Below are 17,821 nucleotides of genomic sequence, written 5' to 3' on the forward strand. Positions count from 1 at the left end.
TAAATTGAGATTAAATTCACATTAAAAGAATTTTTTTACTCAAAAACACCCCATTTAACCCGCCATATTAACCCTCATTGCCCCACTCAAACCACTCACAATTGCTATTAACTTGTTTTGGAATACTTTTAGCTTGTTTGTTAAAAAACCCATAAGGATTTGATCATGCGCGTTACCTTTGGCTCAAAATACAACCAAATGAATAATTATCAAAACGCTTTACAAAATAAAATCAATGACGCTAACACGCAGATCGCTTCAGGGCTAAAAATCCGTTATGGTTATCAAAACAGCGACATTAACAACCAGAATTTAAAATTCCAATACGAAGAAAACACCCTAGATCAAGGCATTGATGTGGCTCAAAACGCTTACACTTCAACGCTCAATACCGACAAAGCCTTGCAAGAATTTTCTAAAACGATGGAGGCGTTTAAAACCAAACTCATCCAATCCGCTAACGATGTGCATTCAGAGACTTCTCGCGCCGCTATCGCTAACGATTTAGAACGCTTGAGGGAGCATATGATAAATGTCGCTAACACCTCTATAGGGGGGGAATTTTTATTTGGGGGCAGTAAGGTGGATAGACCTCCCATTGATAGTAATGGGAAATACCATGGCAATGGCGAAGATTTAAACGCGCTAATCAGCTCTGATAACCTTGTGCCTTATAATATCAGCGGGCAAGATTTGTTTTTAGGCGCAGATAAAGACAAACACAAACTCATCACCACCAACATTAAATTATTCAATCAAAACAAGCTCCACCCTGATGTGATGGACGCTTTAGAGCATTCTTCATTACCTGAAGAAGTTTTTATTAAACCCAGCGATACCTTGCGAGAACTCATCGGCGATAACGATAAAGACCCCACCAATGACCCTAAAGAGTTTTTTTATTTGCAAGGCGTTAGGCCTGATGGCTCTAGTTTTAAAGAAAAATTCGCGCTCTCTAAAGCCTACCAAAACAAAGAAAGCGCGACTAAAGTGAGCGATTTGTTGGATAAAATCGCTCACGCTTACGGGAACACTTCGCAAAATAAAGTCGTGGATGTGAGTTTGAATAATTGGGGGCAAATTGAGATCAAAAACCTAACGCCTGGCAGTGAAAATTTGGATTTTCATTTGATTTCTAGCGATGGGGATTTTGATGATTTAGACGCTTTGCGTTCGAGCGCTAAAAGGGTTACTGAATACGTCAAAAGCGCGTTTGTAACGGATAGGAGTTTGAGCCAAGTTAAAGCGGTGCCTAACATGTATAATCCCAAGGTGCTTGAAATCCCTAGCGTGTTTGTCACTAAAGACAATGTTTTAGCCAACAAAAACACTAAATTGAGCGAGATTTTTGGCGATAAGGTGGAAACTTTAAAAATCAACGCCAGCCGTTTGGACGATACAAGCGCTATTCAAATCCCAAACCTCCCTATTAATTTGGATATTCCCATTCTTTTAGACGTGAAAAATTCTACGATTAAAGATTTGAAAGACGCGATCAAAGAACGCTTCAATAATGAAGTGGATGTGGAAATTGCAACAAACGGGCGTTTGAGGATTATTGACAATTCTTCTAAAGAATCGCCTATTTCTTTGGCTTTAAGCACCCTAGATGCTAAAGGACTAGAAGTGGCCGGTATCCCCACTAATAACGCGAGCGAATACCAAAAAACCTACTTCAATAAAGAAGGGGCAAAATTAGAAAGCAATGTCGCTCAAACCGCTCAAAATGGCGCGGCTAATGGCTCTACCAAACTGAGTGAGGTCGCTAAGGGGAGTTTAGAAAATAGCGTTTTTAACATGAAATTAAACGATGTGAATGGCTTATTTTTGGAAGCGCAAATGAACTTGGATAATAATGGGGCTTTTTTGAGCCTCCCTAATGGCGTTAAAATCCCGCTTTATGACCCCACAACCGCTGATATTCAAGCGTCTAAACCCAATGAAGTCACTTACAGGCAGCTCATGGATGCGATGAGTATCGCACTCAATTACAGCAATACTGACCCCGCCATCTACCAACAAATCAGCGATAACCCTACTTCTAAAGAAAGCAAGGAGCGCTTTATTGAATTGTTAAAACAAGCTAAAGACAACCTTTCTGTTAATTTGAATGAAGAGGGAAAAGTCGTTATCCAAGACAACATGCATTCAAACACCAAAATGCAGTTCATGCTTTTTGATAAAGACGCGAATGATTTTTCTCAAAACACCTTGCACAGCGACAAACCAAGCCTTAAATTAAACGCTAATAACGCTTTAATTATTGACAAGCCCAGCGTGAATTTTTTTGATCAATTAGAAAATATTATCACTTCTGTAAGAAAAGGGATTTATCGCCCGGACGCTTTAGGGGATACTTATTCTAGCGACATGCGTAATTTAGGCATTCAAAACGGCATCACCCTTATAGATCACTTGAGCGATCACATAGAAAAAATGATCGCTAAAAACGGCGCTCATGGCAAGGCGTTTGAGAACATTATCAGGCGTAATGAAGTTTTAAAAACGCAAGTTCAAAGCATTCGTGGAGAAACGACCGGCACGGATATGGCAGAAACTTATAACAAATTTTCCAATCTCACTAACAATTATAACGCCGTTCTGGCTTCCACGAACAAAATCAATAATTTGTCTCTAACGAAATACTTGTAATCTTTTGGTGGTTTTTAAGCGTTCTAAAAAGAGGTATTAAAAATGCTTTAAGCTTCTATGAAGCCCCCCTCCTTTTGCCCCTTATTTCGTGGGCAAATCGCCCACAGGACAAGCGGCCACACCCACACTTGGGCGAGTGATTTTTTCTACATTTTCTTGAGCTTTTTTGGGGTCATTAACCCAAGTTTTATAGAACTCAAAAGGGCATTCCGCCACACCCTTATCCCCATCGCCACTAGCAAAAACCCCACTATAACCTCTATGCAAGAGTTTGAAGAGTTGGTTTTGGCTTTGGTCGTATTTTCTCGCATCACGGATTTGTTGCACAGAAAGTTGAGCGTATTGAAGACCATTTTCTTCTTCCCCGCATTCGCCCAAAGTATGCCCGTCAAAACCAATAATGCTAGAATGCCCAAAATAGGAATACACCCCATCAAAGCCGGTCGCATTCGCTACCGCTACATAACATTGATTAGCCCACGCCATAGCTTTTACGATTGCAATTTGTTGCTCCTTAGCAGGATACATGTAACCTTGACAGCGCACAATGAGTTCTGCCCCACGCATCGCGCAATCGCGCCAAATTTCAGGGTAGTTCCCATCATCGCAAATGATCAAAGAAACTTTCAAGCCCTTAGGCCCATCAACCACATAAGTTTTATCCCCAGGATACCAACATTCAATAGGGCACCAAGGCAAGATTTTGCGGTATTTTTGCACGATCTCACCCTTATCATTGACAAGAATCAAAGTGTTATAGGGATTCTTTTTGGCTTGCTCGTGTTTTTCTCCCGTCAAAGAGAACACTCCCCAAACCTTGTTTTTCTTACAAGCCTCAGCAAGAATTGCGGTTTCTTCTCCAGGAACGCTGGCGGCTGTATCAAACATTTCCTGTCTGTCATACATAATCCCATGCGTGCTGTATTCAGGGAAAATAATCAGATCCAACCCGGGCAGACCTTGTTTGACCCCACCAATCACCTTAGCGATATTGCGGCAATTTTCCAACACCTCATTCTTAGTGTGGAGTCTAGGCATCTTATAATTAACTACCGCTACACCCACAGTATCTGGGCTGCTACTAATATCTCCATGTCTCATGTTATATTCCTTATTTTTTGATACGAGAGTTCCTGCAAACCCTCTACTTGAATTTATAAAATAATTGTGTAAATGGATCTATAATGAATATAAAAACTTTAATCATTATGATTATTGTGGGCGAGTTTTAACTTTTTTGCTCTATTTAATAACCTATTTCTAAAAATGAGGTTTTAGGCGCTTCTATTTTTATGGTTATTTGATTTTCACTTCCACTAAGCCGTATAGCGCGTTAATGCAATAGATTTTAGTCGCTTTTTGCAGATCGTGTAATTTTAAAGGGGCATGCTCAACAAGACCCTTTTTTAACAACCCCACAACACCCGTCCCGTTTAACGCGCCCGCGCTGAAATAAGGGGTTAAAAGCTTATTATGGATTTCTAAAATAAGGTTGCTCCTAGCGCCCTCAGTGAGTTCTAGATCCTGGTTATAAAAGATTTCATCAAACATGACGCCTTTTTTAATGAGCGCTCGAGCGTTTTGATAAAAAGGGGCGTAAGTGGTCTTATGGTATAAAAAATCATTGTGTTTATCAATGGGGGCTTCACTCAAACGGATTTCTAGGCTTTTTAAAGGCTCTAAGGTTTTGTATTCTTTAATGAGCTTGCCCTTTTTGTTGAGTAAAACCCTTAAAACCCCTTCTTTTTCCAATTCAAATTCTAAAAGATTGTCATCGTATTTAAAGTTAAAATATCGAGCGCTATGCATTAAGCGTTCTTTATGGGCGTTTTTATTGTTAATCTCTAATTTTTGATCCCTTTTGATAATTTTCATCGTCTCTACAATCTCAAATTCTATTTTGGGCATCACAAAAAAGGATTTTAAAAAGCTCTCTTCATATTCCTTTGAGGCTTTACTTTGATAAGTTACCCCACTCCCTACCCCTAAATGCAAAAAATCTTCGCGCACTCTTTTTTCTAAAGTGCGGATAGGCACGCTAAAAAGGGCTTTTTTTCCTTCAACCATGCCTATCGCCCCGCAATACACCCCCCTAGGGCGTTTTTCTAATTCTTCAATGATTTGCATGGTTTTTATTTTAGGGCATCCGGTCACAGAGCCGCAAGGGAACAACGCCTTAAAAATCTCAAACAAGCTGGTTTTTAGGGGCAATTGAGCTTCAATCTCGCTTATCATTTGATACACGCTCGGCAAGCTGATGATTTCAAACAATTGATTGACTTTCACGCTATTTTTTAAGGCTAAACGGCTCAAATCGTTACGCAATAAATCCACAATCATCACATTTTCACTTCTGTTTTTGTCATCATTTTGCAAAAACAACCGGTTTTTTTCATCTATTAAGGGGTTTTTTGAGCGTGCGATCGTGCCTTTCATGGGTTTTGTAATAATCTTAATCGCTGTATCTAAAAACTCTAATTCAAAAAACAATTCCGGCGAAAAGCTTAAAACGCTCCTAAACTCATTTTCTATAAAAGCCTTAAAAGGCGTGTTTTGGTTGTGTACCACTTCCTTAAAAACGCGCTTTGGTTTGGCTTTAGTGTCTAAAAATAAATCCATCGTGAGATTCACTTGATAGGTATCGCCATTTTTTAAATGTTCTTTAACGGCCTTAAACTGCTTGAAATAAGTTTCTTGATCTAAAGAGCTGTGGATTTTAGGGTAAAACGCATGCTCTTTTAAAGGCTCTAAAGAGTATTTTTTTCTTTCTAAAAATTGTTCAAAATACAAAAAAGGGGTTTGGCTTTGAAAAGTTTCATCTAAAAACGCTAAACGCGCTTCATACAAAAGATACCCTACAAAATACCCCTTCCCCCTATTTTGAGAGATGAAATCCAAGGCGTTTTTAAGCTCATTAAGATTAGTGGCGGTGAGTTTTTTAACGCTTTTTTGATATTTAAAATCCCCAAAAATCATTTAATTTCTAGCAACCGCTTCGTATTTGTCTATCAAAAACACCGGGTTATAGCTCATTTTAGACCTTCTCAAACCCTCTAATCCTAGATCTTCTTCTCTGTTAGCGTAAGTCAAATGGCTAAATTCATTCAAAAGCAATTGCTGGTTGATGATTTGATACGCGCCTGCAATATCTGTACGGGCTTTTTCAATGTGGATGAGCGCGGTCTCTTCGTTTAAAACTTCTCCAAAACTAAACGAGACTATTTCTCCATTAACCCTAATAAGCCCCCCTTTCACATCCAAGCTTTCATAATTTTCTAACACGCTTTGAATGCCCTTATTTTCGTTGATTAACCCTATATCATCAGTCTGGCTTTCTAAAAACCACGCTTGAGAAGCTTCTAAAACTTCCTTTCTGTTTTGAGGAGAAATTTTTTCATAAACAAAATTCGCACAATTAGTTAAAAACTGGTTTAAGTGGTTTTTTTTCTTATGGTATTTTTTCCCTTTGAGCGCGATCAATTCTTCAATAGAATAAACATAATCGCTCCTGTCTCGGTTGTAAGTGAAATCAAACACCCCTACAAAATTGTCTTTCAAATCGTCTTTTTGCTCTAAAGTCAGGGAGTGGAATCTTAAATTTTTTTCTAATTCCAAAAGCTCTTTCACGCATTCATGCGTGTTCTTACCGATAGGATAGAAATAAAAGGGTTTTTGATTTTCATAAGTGGTTTGAATGACCAAACAATCCCTAATCACAGCCACTTGAATGAGCCTTGCGTGCTGCCATAAAAAGCAATTGGTAAAACTCACATCCGATAAAACGATTTTTTGAGTTTGTAAAAACCTTGAAAACAAGTCCTTATGCTCTAGGGTAATTTCTTCAAACATGGCAACTCTCTTTTATTTTTTTAACTCTTTTAGGGCGTTTTCTTGAAATTTTCTAGAAATCTTAAAAACCTCTGCATAAAAACCCGTAAGAATTTCTCCATTCAAATGTTTGAAGTCCCTTTGACCGAGTCGTTTTAAAATTTCTCGCTCTCTTTTAGGGCAATAAATGGGGCTTTCTTGTTTGATGAGAGCGATTTTTAAAGCGATTTCTAAGCGTTTGTCTAAAAGATCGCTCAATTCATTATCCAACGCATCAATTTCAGCCCTTAAATTTTCTAAAAGACTATCCAAATTCTTTTGCATCTAATCAAACCCCTTTTAAGCCTTCTTCTTCTAACCGCCATAAATCTTCTAAAGCCTCTCTTTTTCTAATCACTCTGATTTTGTGATCTTCTAGGGCTAATTCTAAGAGTTTGGGGCGCGAATTGTATTGACTGGCCATGCTAGAGCCATAAGCCCCAACCTTCTCAATCGCTATTTTATCGCCTGGCTCTAATTCTGGCAAATGGACATCTTTTAAAAAAGTGTCGCTGCTCTCACACACAGGCCCTACCACATCGCAAGGCGAGATCTTACGCCCCTTAGAGGGCGTTATAACCCTTATGGCATGCTTAGCATGATACAAACTGGGGCGTAAAAAATCATTCATGCCCGCATCCACAATCACGAAGCGCTTGTTTTGAGCCTTTTTTTCATACAAAACCTGCGTGATCAATTCCCCACTCTCAGCCACGATGGATCGGCCCGGCTCACAAATAATGGTCAAATCCAAGCCTTGAAGCGCGTTTAAAATCCCTTGCGCGTAATCATAAAGCTTGATAGTCTCTTCATTTTCATAGCCCACGCCAATCCCTCCGCCCACATCAAAAAAACGCAAATCTATCCCTAGCGCTATCAAAGATTTAGCGATTTTGGCCACCTTTTGGCTCGCTTCTATAATCGGCTCTAAATCTAAGAGCTGTGATCCGATATGAAAATGCACGCTAACAGGCTCTAAAAACGCGCTTTTTTTAGCCCAAAGAAACATCTCTAAAGCTTCTTTTTCTCCCACGCCAAACTTATTTTCTTTCAAACCGGTAGAAATATAGGGGTGCGTTTTAGCGTCAATGTTGGGGTTGATTCGAATGGAAATCCTAGCCTTTATCCCTAAAGATTGAGCGATTGTTTCAATCGTTTTTAATTCCATAAAACTTTCTACATTTAAAAATAAAATGTTGAGTTTTAGGGCTTGTTCTATTTCAAATCCGCTTTTACCCACTCCGCTAAACACAATCCTATAAGGCTTGATCCCAGCTTTTAAAGCCCTATATATCTCGCCTATGGAAACGCAATCCGCCCCGCTCTCTAAATGCGCCAATAAAGAGAGAATACTCAAATTGGAATTCGCCTTTAAAGCGTAGCAAATCAAAGATTTACGCCCCTTAAACGCTTCTTTATAATTCAAAAAAGCCTGTTTGATCTTGTCAAAATCATAGAGGTAAAAAGGGGTTTTATAAGTTTGAAACAGCTCTTCATAATTAAACATAGAAAAACCTAACCATAAAATTTGAACGAAGCATTATAGCAAAAAAGCTAAAACGCCACTCGCATGCCCACATTCCCGGTTATATTAATGTCCTGGTATTGTAAGCCCATCTTAAGCCCCACCCCCGCATTCACATACATCAAACGCCACAAATGCATTTCGCCTCCTGTGATCACGCTCGCAAAAGTGTTGAAAACTTCCCCCTTGCGATACAATAAAGTGTTTTCGCCCACAAAACGCACCGTATTGCCGCCTTTAGATTTGATCAAAAGATCCCTACCTAGTCTCGCCGTTACAAAATAATAGGAATTTTGACCAAAATATTTACGGCTCTCTAACCCCATGTTGAGCGTTAAAACCGATTCGTTAGAGGGGTTTGAATGCATGAGAAATTGTTTGTAAGCGGCATCATTCATTTTGCCTTTCATCCCGCTCAAGCCTATAAAATGATAGCTCAAGCCCACTTGAGGTTTTAACACCACGCTTTTTTGTTTGAACATGAAATCATAGCCGTAATTCCCATTCACGCTCGTTGTCCAGGTGTTGTAGTTGTAGCGTTGGTTCAACACAGAAAGCAAGGGATTAGAAGAATTGATACTAGTTGCATTGCCTCCATAAGTTTCATTCGCGCTCAAAGTGAATTCGTTTCTTTTTAAAAAAGCCCTCGCATACATCCCCACATCCACATTATTACCCAAAGAACGCATGATGTTCCCATTAAAACCGCTATACCCATAAGCCACATAACCCCCAAGGATCACATTTTTAACCAACCGATCATAGCCCACATTCAAGCCATAAAGCGTGCCATTGCCCCCAGAAATAAAGCTCGCTCCCCCCACCCCTTGAACCCAAAGGTTATTTGGGTGTTTGCTAAGTTGAGAGTGTTTGACAAAAACCTCTCCAGGGTTAGGATCGCTGAAACGCTTGTTTTTAAGCTCTAACAAGCGCTCAGAAAAATCAGACTCTCCCTCTCTAGCCCTAAAATCAGAGAGTTTTGTTAAACGGCTGGTTTGTTGGGTGTAACTCGCCAATTCTAAAAGGTTGGTAGCGTTATCCCTAAAATTAGGGTTAGAAATCAAGCTTGCGGTGTTTTGAAGATCTTTAGCCACGCCTAAGATTTCATTCAAAGCGTGGTTTTTTAAATAAATCGGCGCAAAAAGCGGGTTTTCTTTCGTTTCCATCATCAATGTTGAAAGCCACTTGATAGCGTTCCCCCCAACAGCCTCAATTTGATTGAGTGCACTTTGCCCTTGAATGCCCGTAATGTAATCTTGTAAGGTAGGGGGGGTAAAGTCCATGATCTTGTTGCCATAAGACATTTTAATCTGGTCATGAAGAACAGAAAGGCTTAAAATGTTGTTTTGAGAGGCGTTGTTTGAGTCAGGCAACGCTACGCTTAATAATAACCCCTTATCTTGCAACAAAACCCGTTGGCCCAAATAAGTCAATACGCCGTTTTTTTCTTCTATGTGGTTTCCGTTGATATTGATTAAGGTATAGAGCTTCAAATACGATTGCAAGCTATTAGGGTTGATATTGTAATCAATGTAACGGCTGCTTTTTAATAAAGTGTAAGTCGTATTATTGGCCATGACATTATTGACATTGATAAAAGGCGTTTGGGTGGTGTTGAGATTGATGATCCCCTCTGCTTGAATGAGCGGATTTACAGGCGTTTGAGAATTTTCTAAATTAAAATGGATCGTTCCCAAATTATTCAAAGCCCCTCCTACTCCTAACCCATAAATCCCGGTGCTTAAAGAAGCGTTTGAAGCGATCACTAAATTTTGAAGCACCTCTATTTTGCGCGTGGCGTTGTTGTTAAACGCCCCTTGAATGTTTAAGTTATTCGTTACAAAGCTAGCGTTTTTCTCTAACACCGCTTGGTTGGAAATCGTGAGGTTGTTGGCTTGGAATTGAGCGTTATTGTAAAGATACAGGTTTTTAACGTTTGCAGAGCCTTTAATCTTTGAAAAATCAACCACCCCGTTAGCGTAAATATTGCCTGAAAAATTGAAATCATTCGCCGTAACCATCAAGCTTTCATCGTTATTATTTAAGGCGATTGGCGCGTTATTTGATGCGTTAGAAGAAGCGTCATTAACGCTAGCATTAAGCGTGCAAGGGTTTGTAGCGTTAGCTGCAGTTGGAGTGCTTTGTTGCGCGCAACTAGCGTTGATAAAAAGATTGCCTTGAGATACGGAAATATTGTTATTAGCGGCGTTAATCTTAAGGCCGTTGCTGGCATCAAGCGTAGTGATATTAATGTTAGAAACTTGATTAGACAATAATTGAAGCGTTCCAAAATGGTTAGTGAATGAAATATGATTGTTTCCGGCAAAAATGAGCGAATTCCCTGCGTTAAAAGAGAGCGTGCCTCCATTAGCGTTAGAGAAAGTGGAATTTTGCACAAAAACATTGCCTTGCGCGTTGAAACTAAAATCCCCTTTTTGCCACACTTGACTCAAACCATAGGGAGCGAAAAGCCCCTTTTTACCAAGATTAGGGATCAAATCCCCCAAACCTTGTTCATAAATAGGCCCTAAGCCTTTAGCCGCTAGGACTTTGTCTAAAACGCTTTTAATCTGCTGGTTTTGCAATAAGCTTTCTAAAGAATTGAGCGTGTCTTGGCCTAAAAATTCGCCAATCATTTGCTTGCCTAAAGCCACTACATCGTTTTTTAAAGCGTTGCTCGGTTTGACAATATCTTGCAACACCACGCTTATGACTTGCCCTATATCGTTAGCGGAAATAAAGCCGGTGATCTGATTGAACAACCCTTTTTTACTCAATAAATCATTGATGGACATGCTCCCTATAAGCTTTTCAGGGTTTTGCAAATCAATGCCCCCCAACCCGGCTAATCCCCCCACTAGCCCGGTCCAAAAGCCTAATTTTTGTCTGATCAAATCCTTAATCGCCGTGTTCAAACCGCTATCGTTCATGAGATTATCAAAATTATTCTGCCCCAAAAGCTGGCTTAGGGTTTGATTTTTTTGCTCAGGCGTTAAATACCCCCCAATCACGCTACCACTCCCTAGCGTATTTACTATCAAATTCCCTAATCCCCCGGCTTTATTAATGGATTGCACCGCCACTTCGCCCAAAATATTAGCGAGCCCGGCTTGATTGAAAACCTTATTAATACCCTCTTGGCCTAGCATGCTAAAAATCCCATCGGTTTGCGAGCTTACGATATTCGCTTGGTTGAGAATGAGCGAAGTTTGGCTGTTAAAAGTTACGCTAGCGCTCCCCCCAGTCCCCCATGCGTTCCCGCTCCCTAAAGTGCCGGTAAGATAAATTTCTTTAGCGTTAAAAGTCGTGTCAATATAGCCCAAATCAGCCGAGCTAGACTCCAAAAGCTGCCCTAAATAAGTGCCTCTAAATTTTTGGCACACAATATCAGTATAATCGCAAGGTGTTTGATAGCCCAAGCCCCCAAAAACCACCGCACTATTAGTGTCTGTTTGCCCTATTTTAGTCGCTCCTATAATCAAAGTGCCGTTATTGAAATTTTGCACCACCGAATTGTTTGCGTTATCAATCAACTCGTTAATGTTTTTCCAATCGCTAGGCGTGATGAGTTTGGTAAGCTGGTTTAGTGCATCGCCTTTTAAATCGCTCAAACTTGAGAGCGAAAAATCATTCCCTAATATCTTTTTGATTTCAGGGTAGAGTTTGAGCGCCATTTGGCCTAACGCTTTGATATTACTGAAATTATAGCCCTTGTTATAGACGTGTAACGCGCTAATAGGGTTGCCTTGCGCGTTATAGGTTTGCGAGATGATAGAAGACTCAGAGGTTAGATTGTTATTTTTCGTGGTGTTATTGCTGCCGTTAGCTTGATAGGATTGGTTGGGGTTGTAATAGCCTTTCACGCTGCTAGTGAGATAAAACACGCCTTCTGCGTCATCGCTATAAGAATACACGCCATTAGCGTTGTTATAAACCTTTTGGTAGTTAAAGACTTCAGAGCCAATGTTATAAAGCGTGTTTTTAATACCTGGGATTTGAGAGAGCGTAACGCTTAGTTGGTTGTCTTTAAAGCTCTCGGTGATTTTTAGGGCGTTATTAAGGGGGTTAGTGAAACTATAAGTTTGGTTAATAGCATCATAGATCCCATCACTGATGCGCATGCCAAAGAAGCTGATACGCTCATACCAATTACTATTCATGTCCGCTTGAATGATGTTATACACACGATTTTTATTATCGTTTAGATCGCTTAGTAAATCAATGTTAGCGATATTCAAACTCCCTTGATCGCCAAAAACAAGCTGGCTGTTTTTTAAATTCAACACGCTGCTGTTGTTAGGGTTTAAAAGGTTGCCCCCCAAACTCAAGGGTGCTTTAATATCAAGGGTTTGATGGAAAGTGATGGGGCTTTGAGAAAAAGCGTTATCATAGAAATTAAACGCCGTGTTAGAGGTGATAGCGCTAGAGCCTTGAAAATCTAAAGAAGAATTATTGCTTAAATTAAACTGCCCTCCTAAAAAGCTCGCTCCCTTAAACACGATAGAGGAATTACTCAAACTCGTAGTAATATTCGCTGAATTGAAATTAACCGCCCCATTAAAATTAAGGTGAGAGCCATTACTCGCAATCAAGCTCGCATAATCGTTGATCGTGGCGTTATTGGAAATATTAATCGTGCTTTGGTTGAGGTTGAGCGAGCTGGTGTCGTTCACATTCAAATCGCCTTGAAGCTCCAAGGTTGAATGGTTGCTCGCATTGATAGAGGCGTTTTGAGAAAGATTGATCGCATTGGCTTTAATACTGCTTGTCCCCACTGAAACGCTTAAATTGGAATTGTCAAACGACACGCTATTAGCTGAAATTTGATACAAACCAGAGCTTAAATTCGTGCTGTTGGTGAAACTGATCGCATTAACGGCGTTGAATTTAAAAACAGACTGCGTTGTCCCCACATAGCCCCTAAAAGAGCTGTTAGAAAAATCCAGATTCAAAGCGTTGAAACTAAAATTAGGGTTGCCTTTATTTTGCGCGGTATCGTCTATAAAATAGGAGTTTTGAGCCTGAATGTTCGCGCTGTTAGAGACAAAATTCATAGACGAGCTTTGCGTGCCAGCGGCGCGATTATACAAAGTCGCGTTCGTTAAAAGAATGCCTTGAAGCCCATTAAAATTAAGGCTCGCGCCCCCACCGCTAGAAATGCGATTCCCGCTTTCAATACTGCCGGTGATGTAAATCTTTTGCGCTTCATAATGCCCTGTAATAAAGCCTATGCATTGCAAATTCCAGCAATGCCCGCTCGCATCATTACTCCCTGCTCCCTTATTGTCCCCAAAGCGAATGATTGCATTAGATTGCGGCGCATCGCTTAAGCTCGTCCATATGCTTTTAGCCCCAAAAACGATCGCGCTGTTTTGCCCGGTGAACGTTTGAGAAAATTCCGCCTTAGTGAATAAAGTCTTCCCGCTCGCATAAAAATCAATGCTGTTGTCGTAATAGTAAATGGTGTTGTTTGGATTCCCTAAATTATTGTTATAGCTGTTAGGCATGTAGGTCATAAAACCGGCAACATCTTTATAATACAAATGATCCGATTTTTCCATATCCATATAATCAAACACCATGCTAACGCCCAAACGCCGGATAGAAATGCTGTTTGGTGAAAAAATCTCTTGGAAATTGTAGGTTTGGTTATTGAAAGAATACACCACATCATAAACGCCATCACCTACGCTAGAGACGAGTTTTTCACTGCTTGCCCCATGCCCTTGGTAATTGATGAGCTGCCATAGATTTTTACTGAAAGCGTTGTTGTAATCAATTTCTTTAGAAGAGCTTACAAGGGTGATAGGGTTGCCATTAGTGATAGTTTCACCAATATTAATCACCGAATGAGCGCTAAAAGTAATTGTCCCATCGCCAAAAGACAAAGGAGCGTTCAAGTTTTTTAAAGTGATGTTATTGAGAGTAACCTGCCCTTTCACGCTCGTGTTTGTGGGGCTGTTAAATACCACATTATCAAAGGTTGCATTCCCGGAAATATTGACAGAGCCGGTATTATTGAAATTAGCGGTATTTTGAGAGCCATCACTATTGGTAGAGTTCCCAAAAACAGCGTTCCCAGCGATTTGCAAATTTGAATTAGCGTTAGTGAAATCCCCCACAAACGAAGTGGTCGCGTTAGAGTTATTGAAATTAAAAGAAGCGCTGTTGTTAAAGTTAGCGTTATTGAACGAAGCGTTTTTTGCGCTAATTTCAAACGAACCGCTATTGAACTGGTTGTTATTTGAAAAATTCAAGCTATCGCCGCTGAATTGGTAACTCCCTCCATTAAAGTTGGTGTTTTCAAAAGTCGCTTGCCCTGCATTGAAAATGAATTTCCCGTCTTTGGCTTGGTTAGTGAAAGTTGTGCCATACACTGAAAGCTTGCCGTTAGAATTTAAGCCACTCAAATTCTGCGAATTGTCCATGCTTTGCGTGGAAAAAGTCATAGAGCTTGAATAGATTCCGGCGTTATGTTGCGTGATGGTAGCGTTAGCGATATTGATACTATCTACCCCATTAAAGATTAGATTAGCTGCCCCACCCGTGCCTATACGATTGCCAGAACGCAGATTCGCTGTGATATACACATGATAAGCGCTATAAGTGCCATTAGTCGTGCCTGTGCATTGATAATACGGCCAAGACCCGCAATGCCCATTAAGAGCGCTCCCTGAAGTGTCCCCAAAAGACACCGTGCCGCTAGAAGAAACGCTATTTCCAGTCCATGTTGAGTTATACCCAATCACCAGATTACTACCACTAGCACTAAAGGTTTGTTTAAACAAGTTAGTGTAACTCCCCCATATTTGAACGCTCAGCAAGTAATAAGTCCCGCTCTCTGTAAAATTTTGGGATTTGGGGATGTAATATTTATGGTTATACCAAGGCATGTCAGCATTAATATAATTTGAAGCGGATAAGTCAAATTGTGATCCGCTGATTGTAGGGGGTGGCGTGTAAGTCCCGCTCTCTAAAGCTTGGATGATAATGGAATTAGGGCTAAAAGTTTCTTGCAGTTTGTAGATAGTATCCCCTATTTTGTAGCCCACTTGATAGACTTGCGTAGAGTTTGAAGAGGATTTAGGGGGCGAAGAGTCAGTGTTTTTAGAGGTTGCAGCGTTTTCATTCAAAAGCTGCCCGGTAACCCCATTGTAAGTGATCATATCCCACAAACCTTGAGCGAAACTTTGCGGCTTTGAAGAGCTTTCGTTCGTTTTTAAGGCGCTTGTCAAGCTATTGATTGCATGGTTTAAAAGATGATTGTAAGTGATCCCACCGCTAGAATTTAAAATCGTTACGCCATTTTTATCCCCTAAACTTGTGAGGTTGAAAGTCGTCCCTTGAGTGAGAGTGATTTTAGAACTCCCAAAATCAAGGGTTGAGCCATTTTTTAAGTCATTCTTACCGCTTAAAGTAACGCCACCGGTAACACTCATGTTGCTTGTATCAACAGAAGTGTTGAATGTCGTGTCGTTAAAACTCGCACCCTCATTAATGGTGATTTTACCGGTATTGTTGAAAGTGGCGTTATTAAAGGAAGCGTTTTGGATCGTTAGTTGGTGGTTTGAATTGTTAAAGGCTTGTTGGAAAATTACAGAACCCTTAAGAATAATAGCGCCACCACTAAAAGAGCTGTTTTGAATTTGGGGGTGCTGAGCGCTGTTAGTTGGATTAGTTTGGTTATTAAAAGTAAAAGTCCCCCCATTAAAGGAGCTGTTTTGGAAAGTGGCTTGATCGTTAAAGGTGTAGGTAGCGTTACTAAACGAAGCGTTATTAAAAGAGCTTGTGCCTTTAAAAGTGAAACTACCGCTATTAAAAGCGGTATTATTGGTAGTGCTAAACCCTTTATTGAAAGTGAATGCCCCCCCATTCCATTTCGCCCCGCTAAAAGTGGCGTTTTCTTCAAAAGTGAAACTGCCGCTTGTATTGCTAAAGGTCGTGTTAGTAGCGTTAGTCGTCCCTTTAAAAGAATAGCTAGGCCCAGAAGTGGAGCAATTAGCCCCTATGCCAACACTCGCTAAAGAACTGCAAGTATCCCCACTTAAAGAAACCGAATTAATGGTAATAGCGCTGTTAGCATTGCCTATATTCACCTGCGAAGTTTTAAACGCGCTGATATTAGAATGGATATTGACCTTATTAGCGTTCAAGTTTAAAGTGGCTGTGCCGGTGTGCGTGCCAGCTCCCGATCCCACACGATTGCCCACTTCTAAAGTGCCGTTTAAATTGATTGCGCCAACATTAAAGCTCACATCATCTTTGCCTTGATTATAACCTTGATACGAAGTGAAACTATTAGAACCGCTTAAATCTAAAACAACGCTATTGCCTAGATTGATCGTGAGATTGCCCCCAACATAATTGGTAAAACCGCTTAAACTATAAGTCCCCGTTTCATTCCCACTACCCACCGAAATAGCTTGATAGTTTTGAGAAGACAAGTAGTTAGCGGCATTTCCAGCATCATAGCCCTTATGATTTGCTCCCCACACATTCCTTAAACACCCTCCAAATTCCCACCATGCGCAATACTGACTGCCCTTAACCCAATGCACATACTCACCCCCCACTTTTGGGTTTAACAAATCCCACAGATTATTCGCATACACCCCACTAGTAAACCCACCGATTAATAAAGGTGCGAGCCATAAAGGACGCTTTAAGATTGTTTTTTGATGCGATCGTTTGATACTTTTTGGTTTCTTTTTAAACTTTTTCATTAAATGCTACCCTCTCATTTCCTAGATAGTAAAATCTCCTCTTTAAATCAAAGTGCATTTTTTCCAAGCAAACGCCAAAAAAACAAAGCGCACACCAGCACAAACAATTCCTTAAACAGCCATTCGCTTTGAGCGTGCGAGCGGGCAAATTCAGCGCTTTGAAGCACGGCTTCGCCTGCTTTTTGAGCGTTTAAAATATAAGGCGTGTAATAAAAAACAAAGAGCAAACACAACGCCCCTATCGCCACGCCAAGGATCAAATACACTAACGATCTTTTAGAGTAAATAAACGAAATGATTTCATAAAGTAACACCACAAAACCGATCGCGCCTAAAATGTAATTGAAACGCACAAAGATTTGCGCCATGAGTTTCCCGCTCTCAAAGGGAGTCAGATTCAATTCAGGTAAAATGCTTGAAGCTTTGAAAACAATGGGCGCAACTATCGCTCCTAAAATGATCAAAGAGCCGTCCAAAATACCTAAAAGAAGCAAATACACCCCTAAACCAAATTTTTTCATCTTCCACCTTTTTTAAGATTTTTGCAACAAATGGTTGCAATCCTTAAACTGCCACACTTGAACTAGAGGCATAAAAAATTCTAAAAGGGCTTGAATGTCAGTGATCCTGTCTTTTAAACCGATAAACACTTCAATCTTCACGCCTTTTTCTAATAAAAATCTAATTATAGAATCACTATACTTGTAATTCAATAAAAATTCTAATTCTTCTAAAGAACCCATTTTTTTAAAACGCTCCAATTGAGCGCTCAATCCCACGGCTTGATAAAAGTTATCCATGTAGCTTTGCGGATCTTTTTGAAACGAAGAAAGTTGCAAGCGTTTGAACGCCAAACTCTTATGCGCTAACATGCAAGGCGAAAACAATAACAAGGAATTGATGCGGCGCTGTTGTGAGATTTCATTATAAGCGTATTCTATCGCCTTAATCGCTCCCATAGAAAAGCCTGAGATATCATAAGCCCCTTTTAAAAGCCACTCTTCAAACAAAACGCTTTCATTAATGAACCCAAAACCACTAAAAAAACGCATTT

9 protein-coding genes are annotated in these 17,821 nt (G+C 40.1%); 1 reads left to right on the forward strand and 8 read right to left on the reverse strand.

The features are described 5' to 3' along the window. Positions 1–165 precede the first annotated feature (165 nt). Positions 166–2,652: a flagellar hook-associated protein FlgL gene (flgL, locus tag QU01_RS00785; RefSeq protein ID WP_033761457.1), complete on the forward strand. Its 2,487-nt coding sequence runs from the start codon at positions 166–168 to the stop codon at positions 2,650–2,652. An 81-nt stretch (positions 2,653–2,733) separates the two neighbouring features. Here flgL and QU01_RS00790 read toward each other — a convergent pair whose 3' ends face one another. The 8 genes from QU01_RS00790 to bioV all read right to left on the reverse strand — a co-directional run bounded on the left by QU01_RS00790 (position 2,734) and on the right by bioV (position 17,819). Beyond that, positions 2,734–3,753, reverse strand: coding sequence for an aliphatic amidase (locus tag QU01_RS00790; protein WP_001215736.1), 1,020 nt, complete (start codon positions 3,751–3,753; stop codon positions 2,734–2,736). A 195-nt stretch (positions 3,754–3,948) separates the two neighbouring features. Then, the gene (locus tag QU01_RS00795; RefSeq protein WP_033761459.1) at positions 3,949–5,628 is read right to left on the reverse strand and encodes a bifunctional chorismate-binding protein/class IV aminotransferase; all 1,680 of its coding nucleotides are present in this window, start codon (positions 5,626–5,628) and stop codon (positions 3,949–3,951) included. After that, a complete protein-coding gene (locus tag QU01_RS00800; RefSeq protein ID WP_033761460.1) occupies positions 5,629–6,501 on the reverse strand; it encodes a DUF2156 domain-containing protein in 873 nt (290 codons plus the stop codon). 12 nt (positions 6,502–6,513) lie between these two features. Continuing rightward, positions 6,514–6,804, reverse strand: coding sequence for a chorismate mutase (locus QU01_RS00805; RefSeq protein WP_033761461.1), 291 nt, complete (start codon positions 6,802–6,804; stop codon positions 6,514–6,516). 4 nt (positions 6,805–6,808) lie between these two features. Next, positions 6,809–8,026, reverse strand: coding sequence for a diaminopimelate decarboxylase (gene lysA, locus QU01_RS00810; RefSeq protein WP_033761464.1), 1,218 nt, complete (start codon positions 8,024–8,026; stop codon positions 6,809–6,811). 47 nt (positions 8,027–8,073) lie between these two features. Further along, positions 8,074–16,767, reverse strand: coding sequence for an immunomodulatory autotransporter protein ImaA (gene imaA, locus QU01_RS00815; RefSeq protein ID WP_033761466.1), 8,694 nt, complete (start codon positions 16,765–16,767; stop codon positions 8,074–8,076). Between the two features lie 47 nt (positions 16,768–16,814). Next, a complete protein-coding gene (locus QU01_RS00820; protein WP_033761467.1) occupies positions 16,815–17,288 on the reverse strand; it encodes a DUF4149 domain-containing protein in 474 nt (157 codons plus the stop codon). Positions 17,289–17,300: 12 nt separating this feature from the next. Beyond that, on the reverse strand, positions 17,301–17,819 hold the full coding sequence (gene bioV, locus QU01_RS00825) for a pimelyl-ACP methyl ester esterase BioV (protein WP_033753540.1): 519 nt from the start codon (positions 17,817–17,819) through the stop codon (positions 17,301–17,303). Positions 17,820–17,821: the final 2 nt, after the last annotated feature.

Origin of the sequence: Helicobacter pylori SA221C (assembly GCF_000476855.1) — a bacterium.
GTDB lineage: Bacteria > Campylobacterota > Campylobacteria > Campylobacterales > Helicobacteraceae > Helicobacter > Helicobacter pylori_DK.